We start from the raw sequence: 20,359 nt of genomic DNA on the forward strand, positions 1-20,359 counted from the left end.
ACTCACCTCTTACCATTTAGTAAAAGACTAAGTGCCTTTTTAATATACTGATCCGTCGTTAATGATTCTTTTAATAACTCTGGTACAACGCGAGAAACTTCTCGTTCCGCGTACCCAAGTGCGCGCAGAGCTTCCAGCGCCTCATCAAGCTCAGCTGACGAACCTTTCTTCTCATCAAAACGTTCTTCGTCTGAGAATAAATCAACAAATGCATCTGGTACAACGTCTGCTAGTTTTCCTTTTAAATCTAAAATCATTTGGCGCGCTGTTTTCTTTCCTACGCCCGGGAACTTCACTAAAAACTTCTCGTCTTCATGTTCAATCGCTTGAACGACCTGTCCTGTTTGACCAGAAGCTAATATTGCAAGAGCGCCTTTTGGCCCAATACCAGACACACCTAACAACTTTGTAAATAATAAACGCTCTTCACGTGTTTTAAACCCGTAAAGCGCCATAATATCTTCTCTCACATAATGATATGTATAGACACGGATTTCTTGCTTACTTCTTTGAAATACATACGGATTCGGTGTGAAAATTTGATAACCAATTCCATTATGGTCAATTACGACATATTCCGGCCCTACATACTCCACGTAACCTGTAACATATTCAAACAAAATACAATCTCTCCCTCTTAAATCATGTATTCCATTTTAACATATTTAATGATAGAAAAGCGAGACTGCCCCAACAAATGTTCTCTATTAGAAACTTCTGTTATTTTCCTACGAAAGCTTTCAATCCAATCGGAAAAGATATGCTAATTGATGAAATTGTAAAACAAATTTTAGATAAAAATAAATAAGAAAGAAAGCAGCTCACCATGAGCTGCTTTCTTTCCTATTCTGCACTGCGTATTGTTTCATTTTTTCAATTGTCTTCACAAAACCTTCTTTTGATTTAATCCGAATACCACGCTTCAATTTCGCGCGCTCATAACTCTCAAGCTTTTTCATATCAATTTGGAAGAAGGAATGAATCGCATTATCACTTTTCGGTACACCTTTAAAAATTTGTAATATCCCTTCCTCCGAAACACCAAAATAACCACTCGTCTTTAATAACGGAGAAATATCGTCAACTTTCTTTTGTAGTACGATTTGTACATCATCACGATCAACGAGCTGCCACTCTTTATACTGCTGTAAAAACTTTTCTAAATCCGCCACTTTTTCTGTAAAGATTTCCTCACTTACTTCGCCATCAACATACATACGCTCTAATAAAATTGTAACTTCTGGTTCTTTCTCTGTTACTTCTGGTACTGGCCCTTCCGCCTTTACATTCGTTTCATAAACGAAACAAAACATCATAACGAAAGCTTGCATCGCAATCAGTATCCATTTCATTTCCGTTCACCTCTTTTAGGCAAGATCAAACTTTCATTAGTAGCTTTTCCGAAAATGGGGGTTTTATCCCTAATTCATAGATTACTCTCATTAAGACTTATAGAGTCCAATGATTTCTGCCTATTTCGAAACATATTGATTACTTGAAAGCTTTTTTATATCTTTATTTGATTGTACCGTCGCTATATAGACTCCAATTAATACGATTGCCATTCCAACTATTTGTTGCCACGCAACAGCTGCTCCATATAGGATAACTGATATGCAAGTAGCTACAATAGGAGTTAGATTTAAATACATACTCGCTTTGCTTGCACCTAGCTCTTCTACTCCTTTATTAAACACGATATATCCAATTAACGTCCCGCATATGACCATATACAACATTTCTATCCATCCCTGTAAAGAAAACGTCCCAACCTTTCCCCATCCATCTTCATATAGAGAAAGGCCTGCTAAAAACACAGTACCCAATACCGTCATACTCATTGTAGTTAACAAAGGGGAGACACCACTCATAACTTTTTTTCCTGTTAAGCTATATAACACCCCGCAGATTAAAGCAGCTATAAATAAAAGATCGCCCTTATTAAATGACAAAGACATAAGTGTATTCATTGAACCACTCGTAATAACAACTATTACACCGATAAGAGACAACATTAAACTTATTCCGACTTTTATACTCCAAGACTCTTTAAAAAATAATATTGCTCCTAATGTTACAAAAACGGGCATTGTAGCAATAATAAGCGAGCCATTCAAAGTAGAAGTATAGTTAAGTCCCATAAAGAAAAAAACATTGTAGCCAAAAATACCTGTTAATGATACAAATAACAGCCCTTTCCAATTCTTTAATAACAAACTTGTATTCCACTCAGATTTCATAAAAACTATGCCCATTAAAATACAACCCGCTAAACCAAAACGAATTGTTGCCGCTGTAATCGGTGGAATTTCAGTAATAACATGCTCTGCTGTTGCAAAAGACCCACCCCAAAATAAAGGAACAAGTAACATAATGACATACATACGATTTATTTCTTTCATTCTTATTACCCCTTTCAACTAAATAAGTTTAAAAGTTTAAACTTATTTACTTGTTAGTTAAAAAAAATTAATAATTCGATTCTATTGCTTGAAGTAAATCCTTCACCTGTTTTAAAAATTCCCCGGCTATTATAGAATAAAAAATTTCTTTTCCATGTCGATCCGCTACAATTAATTCTGCTTGCCTTAAAATTTTCAAATGATGCGAAACAGCTGGTCTAGAAATCCCCATTTTATCTGTTATTTGTGTTACATTCATCTGTTTGTTTTCTAATAACAACATAATAATTTGTTGACGATTCTCATCTCCTAATGCCTGAAATATAGATGTTACAACCTGAAATTTCTCTAATACAACTTCTGTATTTCTACATTCAAAATTCTCCATATCCTATTCATCCCAACCTTATATATAACATGTAATATATTACCATTAAATAGTAACTCTTTCATGCACAATTGTAAATAACTTTATTTTCAGACTCTTTTTTCGATAAAAAAGGAAGATTGGACTCCTCCACTCTTCCCATTACATTCATATAAAATGAAAGACGCCTGCAAAGCAGGCGTCTTGATGCGTTTACGGCGAGAGACCAGGCGACCACATTCGCGTGTTTAGCACTTAAGCATATCTCTCGTCTTACGTAAATTAGCTCATCGCTTTGCTAATATAACATTAATAAATTATAAGTGCAACATGTTTATAAAAATATTTTATTTCCTCTTTCATCCAAACAAATTATATGTAAATTATAAATTGATAAATGCAATATATATGTTACAATTTATGTAACAGCGAAATCATCATAAACAGGAGATGGATATTGTGAAAAAAATAAAAGATGAACGTCTCATTCTGCAAACATTAAAAAATATACGTATTGCCTTTCTTTTTCAATCACTTGGTATAATTGGAATTTTAGGCTATATCGGATTCACTGAAGGACTAGATCAAATTACGAAATCTCCATTATGGCTATTATTTATTCTTACAACTATCGTACTTAGTTATTTACAATTAAGCGTTTCAATCGATGTAGAAGAAAGCGAAAAGAACATAAAATTAACTCCTTACTATAAACTTGTCTTACGCTCCCTTATCGTTGGGGTTATTATGACTATTATTTATATTATTTTCAGTCCAGAAAGACCTCTCTTTGAAGCTATTTTAACAGGCAGTATTCTCTTCATATGCTTTTTAGTATCTTACTCCGTTAGTTATTTTATAAAAAAGCGTCGTTTACAGGACAAAGATGAATAAAGAGGAAGGGCTACCCTTCCTCTTTTATTTTGCTATCGCACTGTACCAGTTAAACCGTAACGAATGTCTCGGAACATATTTCCTATGTCACGATTAAAATCGTTTGTCACTGTACCGTTACGTAAGCGTGTACTCATTGCATCGACACGAGTAAACATGTCATTTCTTACAGAAACATATACGTTTCTGTTTCCAACTTCATTTGCAACCGCTTGACGAATTTCGTTCGCCATCGCCGTTTCATTTGTTACTGTGTTACGTGGTTTTACCGCAATCGCTACATCGTTGCCATATACAACTGTAGACACGCGGTCTACGTTATTCATACGTTTCACACGATTTGTAATTCTTTCTGCAGTTTTACCATCATTGTTAATGTATGAATTGTTCATTGTAATATTACGTGTTGGATGCGGATTAGCAATTTGACCGTTGTAATTTACATCACGGTAATAGTTGTATCCTGTATCGTTACGACCATTTCTATATGTTACATAGTCTGTATAACGATCGTTACGCGTCACATTATCATGATACTGATGTGTATCATTATAAGATGTACGCTCGTAATTGTAGTTACGTCCATCCATTGCATTGTTTTTTGGTGTACCACATGCAGCTAATGCACTAGTAACTAACAAAGAAGCAGCAATCACTTTTACTTTCGTATTCAATACAAAAACCCCCTCTGTTAGAATGAACTTCTCTTCTGAAAAGCTCCCTCTTATGATGAGTAACAGAGAAGGTTTTTACACTGTTAATATTTCACTGGGAATTTTCTAACATTCGTTGTGGTTCTTCTGTTTTGAGAACAACTCTACATACAAAAAAGGTGGGAATAACCCCACCTTTTTTAAACTTCTTCTTCATCCTCTTCTTCTGAAACTGGCTCCCCAAATACATTCGGCGGATCTGGTTGATAATACATCGTTCCTGGCTGTGGTGCATATGCTGATTGAGTTGGTTGATAATATAAAGGATTCGCGTATTGTGGACCTCCAGGTTGCGGACTATATAGCCTACTCTCTCCTCCGCATCCACAATCCTCCTCTCCTTGCACGAGCGGCGGCATATTATTATCTATCATCATATTTGGATTTGGCATAGACGTATATTGCGGTCCAAACGGTGCTCCTTGCTGATACGGCATTTGATATGGATTTTGTTGTTGATAATACGGATTCGGCGGCATCATAGGCTGTTGATACGGCATTTGATATGGCATCACATTCGGTGGTTGATTGTTATCCATGATTGGCATCATATTCGGCATTTGGTTATTATCCATGATCGGCATCATGTTCGGCATTTGGTTGTTATCCATGATCGGCATCATATTTGGCATTTGGTTGTTATCCATGATCGGCATCATATTTGGCATTTGGTTGTTATCCATGATCGGCATTATGTTTGGTATTGGGTTATTATCCATGATTGGCATTATATTGGGTGGTTGATTGTTATCCATAATTGGCATGATGTTTGGCGGTTGATTGTTATCCATAATTGGCATGATGTTTGGCGGTTGATTGTTATCCATAATTGGCATGATGTTTGGTGGTTGATTGTTATCCATGATTGGCATGATGTTTGGTGGTTGATTATTATCCATGATTGGCATGATGTTTGGTGGCTGATTATTATCCAACATTGGCATGATGTTTGGCACTTGAATATTTGGCGGTATTACTTGCGGAATAACTACATTTTCTTTCGATACATTTGGTGACACTATATTTCCTACATTTTCTTTCTTCACTTGCGGCGATACTATATTTCCTACATTTTCTTTCTTCACTTGCGGTGACACTATGTTTCCTATATTTTCTTTCTTTACTTGCGGTGATACTATATTTCCTACATTTTCTTTCTTTACTTGTGGTGATACTATATTTCCTACATTTTCTTTCTTCACTTGCGGTGATACGATATTCCCTACATTTTCTTTCTTTACTTGCGGTGATACGATATTCCCTATATTTTCTTTCTTTACTTGCGGTGATACTATATTCCCTATATTTTCTTTCTTTACTTGCGGTGACACGATATTCCCTATATTTTCTTTCTTTACTTGCGGTGACACGATATTATCCTTTTTCTTTTGCGGAGAAATGATGTTATTAGGTTTCATCTTAGTAATTTGAGGGGCAATTAATTCGCTTCCTTTTTTAATTACATCTGAAATTTTATATTCTTTTTTCGCTTTTATTGGTGGTTGCGGTGGCTGTGGTAGCACATTTACCGAAAACTTTGTATTTTCTTTTTCCGCTGGTTTTTGTTTTTCTATAACAGGTGGCTTTTGAATAACAGACGGTTTTTCAACTGGTTTTTCTTTTTGAATTGGCTGTTCTTTTTGCACCTCTTTTTGCGGCTTCACTTGTATTTCCTTCTGTGGTTTTACCTGTACTTCTTTTTGTGGCTTCACTTGCATTTCCTTCTGCGGTTTTACTTGCACTTCTTTTTGTGTTTGTTGCATAGCAGGCTGCTGCGTAATTGGTGCTGATTGATACGTAACTTCTTCCTCGTCTTCTATTCCAAGCGGCGTTGGCGTTGCTGCAAATTCTTTTTGTTGCACTTCTTTTACGTATTGTTTTGGAGGTGCTGAACCTGCTCCAGCATGCTGTTTTACGTGTACACTGTTTGATGGTACTTTAATTTTCATACCTGGCATAATTAAATCTGGATTGCTAAGTTGTGTATTTGTTTTTTTCAGCGTATCAAAATCCACTCCGTACTTTTTCGCAATTTTCCAAAGGGTATCCCCTTTTTGCACGATATGAATTTTCAAATTTTCCCCCTCCTGTATAACTTATCTATAAGTAACAAATCTCATGAAGTAACTCTTCCTACATAACGTTAACTTCTTTTCACTTTCATCACTTCTTCGATTTTCAATATCATTTGAAGTGGCATAAGCATAAAAAAATCACAATGATTTCTTCAAAACAATGTATGCCCATTTCGTTCTCGTTATGATTATATGTACGAAAAAAAGCAACGGGAATCCGCTGCTTTACACACGCTCTAACATACGATTTAATGCAAGAACTGCCTCTTCAGTCACTTGTTTATCTACGCTAATAACGTTAATTTCTTCCCCTTTTTCTATCGTTTCAAGTGCCCATAATAAGTGCGGCAAATCAATTCGGTTCATCGTTAAACACGGACACATAAATGGATTAAGTGAAACAATTTCTTTATCTGGATGTTGTTGAATAATTCGGTTCACTAAATTCATTTCTGTACCAATCGCCCATTTACTTCCGGGTGGAGCCGATTCAATCCTATCAATAATGTATTTCGTTGAACCTGCATAATCCGAAGCAGCTACAACTTCATAGCAACATTCCGGATGTACAATAATATTCATATCCGGATGATTTTTTCGGACATTCTCTATATTTTTCACTGTAAAGTTTTGATGAACTGAACAATGTCCTTTCCATAAAATCACCTGAATTTCTTCTATATCTCCATCGTACTCTAATGAATCAGTATGCGGATCCCATACTGCCATTTTATCTAACGGGATACCTAAGTCGTACGCTGTATTTCTTCCTAAATGTTGATCTGGTAAAAAGACGAGACGCTCTTTTTGTGTAAACGCCCAAGATACCATTTGTTTAGCATTAGAAGAAGTTACTGTTGCTCCGCCATTACGACCGCAAAACGCTTTAATTGCAGCCGTAGAGTTTACATACGTTAACGGAATCATCGTATCTCCAAATAATTTTGTGAGCTCTTTCCACGCTCTTTCTGTTTGTTCGATATCTGCCATATCTGCCATCGAACACCCTGCACGCATATCTGGCAAAATAACGATTTGATCATCTGTCGTTAACATATCTGCTGTTTCTGCCATAAAGTGTACACCGCAAAATACAATATATTTCGCCTCTTTATTGCTCGCTGCAACTTGCGCAAGCTGAAGTGAATCTCCTGCTGCATCAGAAAATTGTACCACTTCATCTTTTTGGTAATGATGGCCTGGAATAAATAGTGTTTCCCCCATTTTTTCTTTAATTTCACGAACCCGCTTTTCCATCTCTGCTGTTGACATCGTGTAATAACGCTCTGGTAACATCGTTTCAATCGGTTGTACTTTTTCTAAAATACTCATATTCCTTTCTCCCCCTCTAAGCCACTTTCCTTACGCCTCAATATTGAAACTAATATCAAGTGCTTTCACTGAATGTGTTAACGCTCCAAGTGAAATATAATCTACCCCTGTTTTTCCGTATTTCGATAAATCTTCAATGGTAATGCCTCCTGATGCTTCCGTAACGATGGCACTTGGTACAATCTTTGAAAACTCCCGAATCTCATCTGGCGTACGGTTATCAAACATAATAATATCCGCACCAGCAGCTACAGCTTCTCTCACTTGCTCCTCCGTTTCTGTTTCCACTTCTACTTTTACCATATGTCCTAATTTCTCTTTCACCGATGTAACAGCTTTCGTAATAGAACCAGCAAAAGCAATATGATTGTCTTTGATCATGACACCGTCATATAAGCCGAAACGGTGATTAAATCCGCCTCCGCATACAACTGCATACTTATCAAACATACGTAGCCCTGGCATCGTTTTTCGCGTATCACAAATGCGTGTATGGCTGCTATCTAAAGCACGAACAGCTTTATGTGTCATTGTCGCTATCCCGCTCATACGCTGGATAACGTTTAATATAACGCGCTCAGCCGTTAATAACGATGCGATTGGTCCTTGGACAGTTGCAATTATTTCGCCGTTTTCTACAAAATCTCCATCTTTTTTATGAAGCTCCACTTCAATTCTCTCATCAATTAATTTAAAACCTTCTTCAATGACTAAACGTCCCGCAAAGACCCCTGTATCCTTCGCAAGAAACGTTCCTTTTGAAAGTAAATTATCTGGAAAAATAAGCTGAGATGTTACATCTCTTTCTCCTATATCTTCTAGAAAAAATCGATTTAATGCTTCTTTAACCTTTATCGTATTCATAAAGCCCCTCTTCCTCTCATTACACAAGTTGTAGTTTTCTTTTCACTCGAATAATCTCTTTTTTTACGCTATTTCTATGTGGATAATCACTTCGATAATGGCCACCAATGCTTTCTTCTCTTTGCAAAGCTGATACGACGATAAGCTCACAAACTGTTAACATATTCATAATCGTTATCTCTTCATTTGTAAGAGCATCATGTTGCAATATCATATTTCGAACACCGTACTTACTAAGCCATCTCTTTGCATAAGATAAACTTTGTTCTGTTCGCACAATCCCAACGTATTTCATCATACATTCTTGTATTTCTTCTTTCGCCGGCAAATGATTCAGAACGATAAACTTCTTTTCCTTCTCAGCAAAGTTGTTCAATCTATCTTTTGTCGCTTTCGTTAAAAGATGCTGTCCTATTCTTTTTCCAAATACAAGACCTTCTAATAATGAATTACTCGCTAATCTATTGGCTCCATGAACACCGTTACAAGCTACTTCACCAACCGCATATAAATGTGGAATGGACGTCTCTCCATCACAGTTTGTTTTCACGCCACCCATATGAAAATGAGCACCGGGTACGACCGGAATGCACTTTTCATTTATATGAACACCATTCTTTTTACATAATGATGATACAGTCGGAAAACGTTCTTCGAAATTTTGGATGGACTCGATATTCAAATACACTTTTTCACCCGCTAAAAGCTGTTCATGAATCGCTCTTGCCACTACATCACGCGGTGCGAGATCATGATCTGGGTGTATACCCATCATAAAACGCTGTCCTTTTCCGTTTATAAGGACAGCTCCTTCACCACGGACAGCTTCAGAAACAAGGCCACAGCATCGCCCACCCGCATATAACATCGTTGGATGAAATTGTACAAATTCTAAATCTACTAGCTCTCCACCCGCACGGTACACCATCGCAAGTCCATCACCCGTAATTGTTTTGTCATTAGAAGTAAAGGCGTATAAACCACCAACCCCGCCTGAGGCTAGCACAGTATAATCTGCATCATAACGCTTCAGTTCCCCTTCACTATCTCGCGTTAAAACTCCAACACATTTTTCGTTTTCTATAATAAAATCAAGCACCATTTCCTGTTCCACTACCGTAACGTACGGAGCTACTTCTTGAATGAAATGCTCTAATAAATTCTTTCCTGTTGCATCGCCACCTGCATGTAAAATACGACGCTTTCGATGTGCACCTTCTTTTCCAAGATGGGGACCCGTTTCATCTCCATCAAATTTCATTCCATTTTCAATGAGATGATTCATTTCTTTTGGTCCTTCTTCAACTAAATAACGAACCGCATCTTCATTGTTATAATGACATCCTGCTACTAACGTATCTTCAAAATGATCATTCGGATTGTCATATGTAGCTACCGCTGCGGCAATTCCACCTTGCGCTAAATATGTATTATTATTACGATTCGTTTCCTTTGTGATAATAATCACATTCTTTTCGTGACAAATCTCTTTTGCAACACGAAGTGCCGCAACGCCACTTCCAATAATTAAGACATCTGCACTTGGCATAATTGTTGCCTCCTACTTTACACTTTTCAACTGTCTTGACACCTATATTTACATAGTTTTAAAATAATGACAAGAGTTTTTTTATAATTCTTATTTTCACTACCATTTAAAAAATAAAAGAAATGTAACTCTTACTAGAGAGAGGAACTTACATGATGATATATCTTGATTATGCAGCTACTACACCTATGAGCGCGGAAGCATTACAAACATATATGAAAGCAGCATCGCAATACTTCGGAAATGAACAAAGTTTACACGATATTGGAGGAACGGCCTCTTCTTTATTACAAGTTTGTAGAAAAACATTTGCTGAAATAATTGGCGGAAAGGAACAGGGGGTATTCTTCACGAGCGGTGGGTCAGAATCGAACTACCTTGCGATTCAGTCCCTTCTCAATGCCCAAAATAAGAAGCATATTATTACGACACCTATGGAACATGCATCCATTCGAAGTTATTTTCAATCCTTACAATCAAAAGGGTATACAATTACTGAAATTCCTGTTGATAAAAATGGACTCATTCGTTTAATAGATTTAGAAGCAGCTATTACAGAAGATACCATTCTAGCAAGTATACAGCACGGAAACTCTGAAATCGGAACCGTTCAAAATATCGCAGAGATCGGGGCACTTTTAAAAAAATATAACGTTTTATTTCATTCAGATTGTGTACAAACATTTGGTAAACTTCCTATCCATGTTTTTGAGATGGGGATTGATAGTCTTTCTGTTTCAGCACATAAAATATACGGACCAAAAGGGGTCGGCGCTTGCTATATAAATCCGCAAGTGCGCTGGACACAAATATTTCCGGGAACTTCTCATGAAAAAGGATTTCGTCCCGGTACAGTAAACGTTCCTGGCATCGCATCTTTTTTAACAGCAGCTGAGAATATATTAAAAAATCAACAAGAAGAAAGTTTACGTTTTAAAGAGTTACGATCCTACTTTTTAGAGCGATTACAAGCACTTCCTCTAGAAATTGAAGTAGAAGGTCATTCTACTTCTTGTTTACCACATATTATTGGGGTTACAATAAAAGGAATAGAAGGTCAATATACAATGCTAGAATGTAATCGCCGCGGTATTGCCATTTCTACCGGAAGTGCTTGCCAAGTCGGTAAACAAGAACCTTCGAAAACAATGCTTGCAATTGGAAAAACGTATGAAGAGGCAAAACAATATGTCCGCTTCTCTTTCGGACAACAAACAACGAAAGATCAAATTGATACTACTATTCATGCACTACACACAATTGGAAATCAATTTTATAGAGGTGTTAAATCATAATGAAACAAAATGAACAAAAAAAGATTTTAGGTGAAGAAAGACGACAGCTTATCCTTCAGTGGCTTCTCGCTGCAAATGAACCGTTATCTGGGAATGAGCTATCGAAAAAAACGAATGTAAGTAGACAAGTTATCGTGCAAGATATTTCCTTGCTTAAAGCACGAAACGAACCGATCATTGCGACTGCTCAAGGCTATTTATATTTAAAACCACAAGAGAAACAACAAGCTTTCGAACGCGTAATTGTATGCCAACATAAACCAGCAGAAGTACGTCAAGAACTTACAATGCTTGTTGACCACGGCGTTACAATTAAAGATGTAAAAGTTGAGCATCCTGTATACGGTGACTTAACAGCATCTATTATGGTAAGTAATCGCTTTGATGTAGAGCAATATTTACAAAAAATCGAAAACACAAATGCTTCCTATCTATCGCAATTAACAGACGGTATTCACTTACATACTATTGAGGCAGATTCAAAAGAAAAATTAGATGCTGCTTGCGAGGCACTAGATAAAGCTGGTTTTCTCGTTTATTAATGTAAAGCACAGAGTTTTTATAATTCTCTGTGCTTTTTTAATGCTATAATATTATAATCAATCGTAAAGGGGCTAACATATGGGAATTGAACTCGTTCACTTTAGCATTGGCAAACCGAAACAAATGAAATATAGCGAAGATAAAGCAATGATTACCGGTATATGTAAAGAACTTACCGAAGAAGCTTTCCTATCAAAAGATGGCTTCCTTGGTGATGATGTAGCAGATTTAAAACACCATGGTGGACCTGATCGTGCAGTTTGTGTGTACCCACACGAGCATTACGCACTATGGGAAGAGGAATTCCAAACAACGCTTCCAGCTTCCACATTTGGGGAAAACATTACCGTGACAAATATGTTAGAGCGTGATGTATGCATCGGAGATACATATCAACTAGGTGAAGCAATCATTCAGGTCACACAAGCAAGAGTACCTTGTAGTACGATTTCAAAACGCCTCGGCATTCCTGGCATACTACCGCGCATTGTAGCAACTGGATTTACTGGCTACCTATGCCGCGTTCTTCAGAAAGGTACTGTACGTAAAGATTCAAAAATCAAATTACTAGAACGTCAACCGGGTAATGTTTCTGTCTTGTTCTCTAACGAAATTTATTTTCATAATAGAAAAGATAGAGATGGCATCGAAAAGATTCTTGCTGTTCCAGAACTAGCTGACGTTTGGCGTGGTCAATTAGAAGAGCGTCTTGCGAAGTTAAAATAAAGAATCCCACCATCTATAGGTGGGATTTTATTAATCTATCACACGGTATAACCTAACTCCTCCTTATAGCCAATAAGAAGAATAACTCCCCAGCACCGTAACAGAAAAACCAAGTGCTTCAAGTTCCATCGTTACGCCTGGCAATAATACGTCATCGTATGCTTTATCAACATCGATTAAGAAAAAGTAATTTCCAAGTCCAGTTTTCATCGGGCGCGATTCGATTTTAGATAAGTTTAATTTTCTCCATGCGAAAGCTGATAACACTTGATATAGTGCCCCTGCATAATCAGCAGGTAACGTTATCATAAGCGTCGTTTTCTCTCCGCGGTTTTCTCCATTATTTGAGAGTATTGCTTTCTTTTTCTTATGAAGCACTAGGAAACGTGTATGATTATTTTTATGTGTATGAATACTTCGTCTTACAATCGTTAATCCGTATTTTTCTGCAGCTGCTTCATTTGCAATGGCAGCAATTTTTTCTTCAGGATGTTCTTTCACATATTGCGCAGCAGCACTTGTTGATGTCATATCTCGAGCAGTTATCCCTTTTAATTCTTCATTTAAAAACTTATGACATTGGGCAATAGCGTGTGGGTGAGAATGCACTGCATATACTTCTTCCCACACTTCTGCATACTGCGGATGTACAAGTAAATGTTGCTGAATGGGTACTGTAATTTCTCCTACAATAGAAAGCGGCTGCTCATGCACGAGATAATCAACTGTTATATTCACTGAACCTTCTATAGCGTTTTCTAGTGGTACCACTGCATAATCTACATTTCCATTTGCAGCTGCATCCATACAGTCTGGAATCGTTCGATACGGTACATGCTCTGCTTCCGGAAAAAAACGACTCACCGCCATATTTGTAAATGTTGCTTCTGGTCCTAAATATCCTACTCGAATCATCGTCTTTTCCCCTCTTTTTCGTTTTCTTACTGTTATACCATACTTTTTTATATTCTTCTATGTAAATTTCGAATATTAAAAAAAGACTAGCATTTGCTAGTCTAAATGTTTCCTATATTCTCTTTGAGCAAAAAAGAAATAAACGATGCATGCAACAATATAAAATAGAATAAACAAGCCTACTTTTCGTAATGAACCATCCATAAAGATTGTATTATGAAATGTATATAACGCAACCGCACTATGCATACTCCCGACTATAATAGGCGCAAAAAATAGCATACACAATTGCCAGCGAGAAATCTTCCACACTTCTTCTTTCGTCATTCCAAGCTTAGATAGCGCTTCGTACTGCTTTCTATCTGATGAAATATTATGAAACCATTTAAAATATACGATACTACATGAAGTAAGAAAGAATAATATACTAATGAATGAGCCTACAAATAGAGTAATATCGCCGAACTCTTTCATATTCACATATAACTCCATATTACTTCGAAATGCGTTATTATCATCTTGTTTTATATGTTTCCGTAAAGCTTCATTTAATTTTTTCGTATTTTCGATATTTGGTAATGTGTATCCTCTATACATCATTTTTTCAGAATCCGGAACCTTATTTGCTATTCTGTCAAAATCTTCATCATTCATGACGAAAAACAGACCGTTAATGTGCGCAAGATGATAGTTAAATTGCACCCCTTCTTTCTGACCGTTAAATACGAATGGATACGTTTGATTCATTACTTGTAATTGAATCTCTTTTTGATTATATATATTCGAACGATTGTATTTATTATAAAAAACAAGTGTAACAGTTCCTTTTTTAGGATGATACGTTTTCTGTTTTTGTTTTCTTGCCTCCTGATTGTATTCACTTTCTTTAATGAGCGGCGCTACTTCTGCTTCTCCCTTGTTGGACTGAAAAGATGCATACACTCCAACAAAACTCATAAATTGAAAATCATCATATCCATATTGATGCAGTAATTGTTCAACCGTACCTTCCTCAAAGACTTCATGGGTAGAAACACCTTTTTCTATGTATGAAAATGAGTGTGCGCCCCCATCTCGCCACATATCTTGCATGCTAGAAAAATATAAGAACACCGTACCTGTTGCTGTAACTACAAATGTCGTTGCCATAGAAAGCATAAAGAAAAAGCGACCATTTTCCTTCATTCGATGTGACAATTGATTCACTATAAATAAATACGGATATGTATACATAATCTTTTTATTTCGTTTAATCATTTCCAACAATTGGATTGCACCGTGTGTAAAAGAAAAGTACGTTCCGAAAAAAACAAGTATAGACACAGGGAAAAAATATAATCCTATCGTTTCCATTGTCACTTGTAGCGCTAACGCATATCCTGTCCCTAAACAAATAAAGCCGAATATACAAAGCCATATTGATGTTTTCTTCTCTTTTTTATCCGTTCGAAATTCTTTTAATAACCGAATGATTTTTATGTTCCATATACGTAAAGCACTTATAAAAGATAACAGAATAAAAACAACCATATATGTAATAAACGTTACCACAATCGCTTTCACGTCAAATATGACAGGGAGTTCTTTCGGAAGACGCATTAGCATGCTAAACACCATAAAAAAGAGTTTCAAAAAGATCATGCCAATCCCAATACCGAAAATATTAGCAAATACCCCGATCAACATTTGCTCGGTCATAATTACACCAATTACGTTAGATTTCGTTGCTCCCATTAACATATATAATCCTAATTCTTTTTTACGTGCCTCTATGAAAATAGAAGTGGAGTACAAAATAAATATGACGAAAAAAGAAATGATAATAACATTACATATAACAAGTCCCCAGCGTACGTTTTGATACCACAGTGTCTCTTGCATATACGGATGTACAATAACAGACATGTATGCAAAAGACGCAAATATTGCAAAGCAACTACTTAAGAAAAACACTTTATAATTACGCCAATTTCCTTTTATATTTTGCAGCGCTAGTTGCCGAATGTTCATCTATCGTCCCCCTATAACTTACTACATAGGCAAAAAGCTAGAGGTTTCTCTAGCTTTGCACGTGTTTCAAATATCCTCTTTGCGCGATTATAAAATAAATCGCAGAAGCTACAATGTATGCTCCAATTACAATCGCACCTGATTTCCATAAATCGAGATAAAGCATTTTCCCTAGCGTATGAAGAGCAAATCCACTATGAATAGCGCCGATTACAATTGGGATAAAGAAGATAACACCCATTTGTCGAATTGCAATTTTACGAATTTCTTTATCTGTCATACCGATTCTCTTTAACGATTTAAATTGAATACGATCTTGTTCTTTATCGTTAAACCATTTAAAGTATGTCATACTACAAGCAAAGAAGAAGAATAGTACAGCTACGAAGAAACCAATAAACATTGTAATTGCCCCTGATTCCCTTATATTTTTATAAGCGAACACTGAGTTATGCAATTCCTCTTGCTTATCTGGTGCAATTTCCTTTTTCAAATCTAACACAAGATCTTCTGTACTTTTCCAGTCTTCTATATAATAACCGTAATATTTTGTCTTTTCTTCATCTGGTACGAGCTTTGCGTATTCCTCAAAATCTTGATCATTTACAATGAGATATTCACTATCATTAAAAACAGAAAATGAAGTTGGCTGATTTAATTGAACAGACTGCGTTTGTCCGTTCATTTTAAATTCATACGGTTTCGCAAGATCTACCTTCATCATATCGTTCGCCATATCCGTTATGACCATCGTTGCACTACCAGGTGCATTATGAACTTCTCTAACTTGCTCTCTTTTTTGTTTACGTACTTCAGCGTTATATTCTTTTTCTGAAACAATCGCCATTGGCATCTCATGTTCACTGTTAAACATCGTGATTTTTTGAGTTCCAGGAAGTTTTACGTACGTTACTTCTCGCGCTTCTTCAAATCCGTGTTTTTTTATTAATTCTTTTGCTTTTCCTTCTTTGATGACATTATGCGTATGTATTCCCTTTTCCTCATACGAAATAGCATGCGGGGTACTAGTTACTGCCTTATAGCTCATATCTTCAAAGAATACATACAGTGTACCGACTGCTGAAGATACAACCGCCGTAATGATAGAAATTACAAATAGAAAACGAGCATTATCTTTCATTTTATAAATAAGATTGCTAAGTACGAACATATTTGGATATGTATAAAAAGATTTTTTTCGTTTTTGTAACGCCTTTAATACGACTGTACTACCTTGTGTAAACAGCAAATAAGTTCCGCCTATCGTCAGCCCTACAATCGGTAAAAACAGAATGATAAAATTCATAAATGTTACTTGGAAGCTAAGTACATATGCAACAATAATACATCCTATACCAACTATGCATAACCATGTAAATGCAAAAGGCTCTACTTTTTGCTTTCTTGCTTCTCTTAATAAATCAATAATTTGCAAGCGTCCTACTGTCCAAACGCTAAACAATGATAAGATTAAAAATAAAATAAAGTATACACCTGCTGTAATCAAAACCGCTTTACTATTCCATACGAGTGGAAGTGTTTTATCTATTTTCAATATTACGCTTAATGCTTGGAAGAATAATTTGGAACAAAGCATACCAAGTCCAATACCTACTACAATTGCAATACTACCTAACATAAGCTGTTCTAATATAATCATTCGGCCAAGCTGAGATTTTGTTCCGCCTATTAATGTTAATAGACCAAACTCTTTTTTCCTTGCTCGTAAAAATGTTGAATTTGCATATAAAATAAAGAGTGCTGAGAAGATGACTACAATATAATTCATCGATTCTAACCCTTTTGAAATCATCTCCCTCATACTAATATTACCGCCTACAACATCTGGATGATAAATGAAGGAAGCATACATGAAAAATACGACTATCGATAAACAACTACTTATAAGAAACGCTTTATAATTACGCCAATTTCCTTTTACATTATTAAGCGCGAGCTGGCGAAAGTTCATGATATTCTCCTCCTAGCATCGCAAGTACGTCCAGAATTTCTTGGAAAAAGGCTTGTTTCGTTCTTCCCTTATGTATTTCTGAGAAAATCTCTCCATCACGTATGAAAAGAATACGTTCGCAATAACTCGCCGCTACTGGATCATGCGTTACCATTGCAATTGTTACTTTCTTTTGTTCATGTAAGTCTTGCAACGCGCTCATTAATGATTTTGCCGACTTAGAATCTAAGTTTCCAGTTGGCTCATCTGCTAAAATTAACGTCGGTTCATGAATGATCGCTCTCGCAGCTGCTGCACGTTGTTGTTGGCCACCTGATACTTCATATACCTTTTTATTTAAAATGCCCTCGATATTTAAAAACTTTGCAATCTCAAGCACTTTTGCATCGATTTCATTTACAGATTTCTTCGCCATTACAAGTGGTAAAATGATATTTTCTTTAATCGATAACGTATCAAGTAAGTTAAAATCTTGGAAAATGAATCCTAAATGTGTACGGCGAAACTCCGCTAATTTTGCAGCACGCATTTGATTAATTTCTTCCCCATTTACAAGCACATGACCTGAAGTTTGCTTATCAATTGTTGCTAATAAATTTAAAAGCGTTGTTTTCCCGCTCCCTGAAGGACCCATAATCCCTACAAATTCGCCTTCTTCTATTTTAAAATTTATATCATTTAAAGCAGTCGTTGCTACTGAACCTTTTGATTGGTATACCTTCGTTAATCCTTTTACTTCAAGAACACTCATTTCTAATCCCCCTATGTGTTTTCTTCTTACATTTACTATAAGAAAAATAAGAAAAAGAAACGAGTGATTTCCCTTACAAAACGTTTTGTTACCTTACAGTTTTGTCATTTTTCTCATTAATGTATGATATTCTTCATCTTTTGCAAATTGGAACGTGAATGTTGTCCCTTCCCCTTCAGCCGATTGCACATACATACCGTGATGTAAATTATCACAAATTTCCTTCGTAATATATAAACCCATTCCAGTCGCTTCTCTCGTTTTACGGCCATTTACCCCTGTAAAGAATGGATCAAATATACGCTTTACATCTTGCTCTGGAATACCGATTCCATTGTCCTTAATATGTAATAACACCTTTTGATCTTTCTCTTCAATTTGAAATTGAATTTCCTTTTTTTCTGCTTCCGAAATTTTTGTATACTTAATTGCATTTACAACAATTTGCCCTATAGCAATACTGAGCCATTTTCTATCAGAGGCAACCATACAAGTATCTTCCTCAAACATCACTTTCGGAAATACAGACGATTGAATGAAGGACTTTCTATTTTCATTAATAATACCTCTAATGATATCTATCACATTTACTACTTCTACTTTATAATCTTTCGCAAACTGTTCTAACCTTGCCATATGTAACGCTAAATCTAAACCATTTAGTATGCGATTATTTTCTTCACGGATACTTTCAACTGTTGCTCTTGCTTCACGATGCTCTTTACCAAACTTCTGTAATAGCAACTCAATAACAGATACCGGTGTTTTCATTTGATGAATCCATTGGTTCATAAATATCATTTGCTGTTGTTCTTTTGCATGTTGTTTATGAACTTCATTCATATATTGCTGTCTTAATAGCGTAAACGATTCAACGACCATCTCTTGCTCTGCCGTATAAGAAGTATCAATAAGTAAGGAATCATGTAATGTATTTCCGCTAGTAACATATTTTTCGATCCTCTTGAAAAATACACTCCGTTTTCGGTAATCGTAAATAAGGTATACAGTAAACACAACTGTCCCTAATAACAGTCCGTATAACCACGTATTCCAATCAATAGATCGCTTTTCTAAAAGACTTTGCAACTGCAAAACGAGCCCAAATAAACAAAGGCTAACAATGTAAGAAAGAATTAAAGAAAAACGATCCATAAGGTAATTTTTAACCTTCATGCCCTTCGCCCCACTCTGTAAGAAGCGCATAACCATATCCACGTTTCGTTACAATTGCATTTTTAATGCCTAACTCCTCTAGTTTCTTCCTTACACGTTTCACATTCACAGTTAATGTATTATCATCAACAAAAGCTACCTCATCCCAGAGGGCTTCTAACAATTCTTCGCGTGTTACGTATTGATTTGCTTGTTTCATTAAACATTCTAATAAGTAAAATTCATTTTTTGTCAGTTCTGTTTGTTGCCCTTGCCACTCAACAACGTGCTGAGATGGGAATAACAACAGTCCATTTACACCTAAACAATCGCTTTCTGCCGCAGAAGCATACTCACCATATCCACGACGAAGTGCACTTTTCACTTTAGCCATTACAATGTCTAAATGGAATGGCTTCGTAATGTAATCATCTCCGCCATTTTCAATTGCCATTACTTGATCCATTTCCCCCGTTCTTGCAGAAACAAAAATAATTGGTGCATTCGATATAGTGCGGATTTGACGACACCAATAGAATCCATCAAAATACGGTAAATTAATATCAAGTAACACGAGATGTGGATTTACTTTTACAAACTCATCTTTTATATGTCGTAAATCACTCGCTCGAAATGATTGATAGCCATACCTTTCTAAATGCTCTTCTAATATTCCTGCGATTTTTTCATCGTCTTCTACAATTAATATTTTATACATGTTCGTTTTCTCCCCATAAAAAATTCTTATAAAACCACTCCTTTTCTATTATAAATTGAAAATTTAATTAGTGGGGAT

At 36.1% G+C, this 20,359-nt stretch carries 18 protein-coding genes and 1 pseudogene; 4 read left to right on the top strand and 15 right to left on the bottom strand.

Going from position 1 to position 20,359, the window contains the following annotated elements; all coding sequences use genetic code 11:
• Positions 1–2: 2 nt before the first annotated feature.
• The 4 genes from ruvA to EKQ63_RS23675 all read right to left on the bottom strand — a co-directional run bounded on the left by ruvA (position 3) and on the right by EKQ63_RS23675 (position 2,790).
• Positions 3–620 carry a Holliday junction DNA helicase RuvA gene (gene ruvA, locus EKQ63_RS23660; protein WP_000464508.1) on the bottom strand — a complete coding sequence of 206 codons (618 nt, stop codon included), beginning with the start codon at positions 618–620 and terminating at the stop codon, positions 3–5.
• 201 nt (positions 621–821) lie between these two features.
• A complete protein-coding gene (locus EKQ63_RS23665; RefSeq protein WP_087954216.1) occupies positions 822–1,352 on the bottom strand; it encodes a BofC C-terminal domain-containing protein in 531 nt (176 codons plus the stop codon).
• A gap of 120 nt (positions 1,353–1,472) precedes the next feature.
• Positions 1,473–2,402 (bottom strand): DMT family transporter, encoded by a 930-nt coding sequence (locus EKQ63_RS23670; protein WP_143881559.1) that lies wholly within the window; start codon positions 2,400–2,402, stop codon positions 1,473–1,475.
• 67 nt (positions 2,403–2,469) lie between these two features.
• Positions 2,470–2,790: an ArsR/SmtB family transcription factor gene (locus EKQ63_RS23675; protein ID WP_143881560.1), complete on the bottom strand. Its 321-nt coding sequence runs from the start codon at positions 2,788–2,790 to the stop codon at positions 2,470–2,472.
• 438 nt (positions 2,791–3,228) lie between these two features.
• On the opposite strand from EKQ63_RS23675, the gene EKQ63_RS23680 reads away from it, so the two are divergent.
• Positions 3,229–3,663, top strand: coding sequence for a branched-chain amino acid ABC transporter substrate-binding protein (locus EKQ63_RS23680; protein WP_140168812.1), 435 nt, complete (start codon positions 3,229–3,231; stop codon positions 3,661–3,663).
• A 32-nt stretch (positions 3,664–3,695) separates the two neighbouring features.
• On the opposite strand, the gene EKQ63_RS23685 is transcribed toward EKQ63_RS23680, so the two are convergent.
• The 5 genes and pseudogenes from EKQ63_RS23685 to nadB form a co-directional block, all read right to left on the bottom strand.
• Positions 3,696–4,337, bottom strand: a complete 642-nt coding sequence (locus EKQ63_RS23685; RefSeq protein ID WP_087954213.1) for a YhcN/YlaJ family sporulation lipoprotein — start codon at positions 4,335–4,337, stop codon at positions 3,696–3,698.
• Between the two features lie 1,957 nt (positions 4,338–6,294).
• Positions 6,295–6,451, bottom strand: a pseudogene (safA, locus tag EKQ63_RS30750) (SafA/ExsA family spore coat assembly protein); the annotation flags it as partial.
• 225 nt (positions 6,452–6,676) lie between these two features.
• The gene (gene nadA / locus EKQ63_RS23695) at positions 6,677–7,783 is read right to left on the bottom strand and encodes a quinolinate synthase NadA (RefSeq protein ID WP_087954211.1); all 1,107 of its coding nucleotides are present in this window, start codon (positions 7,781–7,783) and stop codon (positions 6,677–6,679) included.
• A 30-nt stretch (positions 7,784–7,813) separates the two neighbouring features.
• A complete protein-coding gene (gene nadC / locus EKQ63_RS23700) occupies positions 7,814–8,647 on the bottom strand; it encodes a carboxylating nicotinate-nucleotide diphosphorylase (RefSeq protein WP_087954210.1) in 834 nt (277 codons plus the stop codon).
• A gap of 19 nt (positions 8,648–8,666) precedes the next feature.
• Positions 8,667–10,196 carry an L-aspartate oxidase gene (nadB, locus tag EKQ63_RS23705; protein WP_087954209.1) on the bottom strand — a complete coding sequence of 510 codons (1,530 nt, stop codon included), beginning with the start codon at positions 10,194–10,196 and terminating at the stop codon, positions 8,667–8,669.
• A 152-nt stretch (positions 10,197–10,348) separates the two neighbouring features.
• Between nadB and EKQ63_RS23710 the strand changes: the two genes are divergently transcribed.
• The 3 genes from EKQ63_RS23710 to EKQ63_RS23720 all read left to right on the top strand — a co-directional run bounded on the left by EKQ63_RS23710 (position 10,349) and on the right by EKQ63_RS23720 (position 12,760).
• On the top strand, positions 10,349–11,491 hold the full coding sequence (locus tag EKQ63_RS23710; RefSeq protein ID WP_087954208.1) for an IscS subfamily cysteine desulfurase: 1,143 nt from the start codon (positions 10,349–10,351) through the stop codon (positions 11,489–11,491).
• The gene (locus tag EKQ63_RS23715; protein ID WP_000812272.1) at positions 11,491–12,033 is read left to right on the top strand and encodes a transcription repressor NadR; all 543 of its coding nucleotides are present in this window, start codon (positions 11,491–11,493) and stop codon (positions 12,031–12,033) included. Before EKQ63_RS23710 ends, EKQ63_RS23715 begins: the two co-directional genes overlap by 1 nt.
• A 79-nt stretch (positions 12,034–12,112) precedes the next feature.
• Positions 12,113–12,760 carry an MOSC domain-containing protein gene (locus EKQ63_RS23720; protein ID WP_143881562.1) on the top strand — a complete coding sequence of 216 codons (648 nt, stop codon included), beginning with the start codon at positions 12,113–12,115 and terminating at the stop codon, positions 12,758–12,760.
• Between the two features lie 63 nt (positions 12,761–12,823).
• Here EKQ63_RS23720 and pheA read toward each other — a convergent pair whose 3' ends face one another.
• The 6 genes from pheA to EKQ63_RS23750 all read right to left on the bottom strand — a co-directional run bounded on the left by pheA (position 12,824) and on the right by EKQ63_RS23750 (position 20,281).
• Positions 12,824–13,675, bottom strand: coding sequence for a prephenate dehydratase (gene pheA, locus EKQ63_RS23725; RefSeq protein ID WP_000621725.1), 852 nt, complete (start codon positions 13,673–13,675; stop codon positions 12,824–12,826).
• Positions 13,676–13,771: 96 nt separating this feature from the next.
• Positions 13,772–15,685 (bottom strand): ABC transporter permease, encoded by a 1,914-nt coding sequence (locus EKQ63_RS23730; protein ID WP_088326764.1) that lies wholly within the window; start codon positions 15,683–15,685, stop codon positions 13,772–13,774.
• Positions 15,686–15,734: 49 nt separating this feature from the next.
• A complete protein-coding gene (locus tag EKQ63_RS23735) occupies positions 15,735–17,657 on the bottom strand; it encodes an ABC transporter permease (protein WP_087954205.1) in 1,923 nt (640 codons plus the stop codon).
• Positions 17,632–18,408: an ABC transporter ATP-binding protein gene (locus EKQ63_RS23740; protein WP_000114533.1), complete on the bottom strand. Its 777-nt coding sequence runs from the start codon at positions 18,406–18,408 to the stop codon at positions 17,632–17,634. Before EKQ63_RS23740 ends, EKQ63_RS23735 begins: the two co-directional genes overlap by 26 nt.
• A 93-nt stretch (positions 18,409–18,501) precedes the next feature.
• The gene (locus EKQ63_RS23745) at positions 18,502–19,584 is read right to left on the bottom strand and encodes a HAMP domain-containing histidine kinase (RefSeq protein WP_087954204.1); all 1,083 of its coding nucleotides are present in this window, start codon (positions 19,582–19,584) and stop codon (positions 18,502–18,504) included.
• On the bottom strand, positions 19,574–20,281 hold the full coding sequence (locus tag EKQ63_RS23750; protein WP_087954203.1) for a response regulator transcription factor: 708 nt from the start codon (positions 20,279–20,281) through the stop codon (positions 19,574–19,576). The genes EKQ63_RS23745 and EKQ63_RS23750 overlap by 11 nt, the downstream gene beginning before the upstream one ends.
• Positions 20,282–20,359: the final 78 nt, after the last annotated feature.

The sequence above is a fragment of the Bacillus sp. BD59S genome (genome assembly GCF_007363175.1).
GTDB classification, from domain to species: Bacteria; Bacillota; Bacilli; order Bacillales; family Bacillaceae_G; genus Bacillus_A; species Bacillus_A pacificus.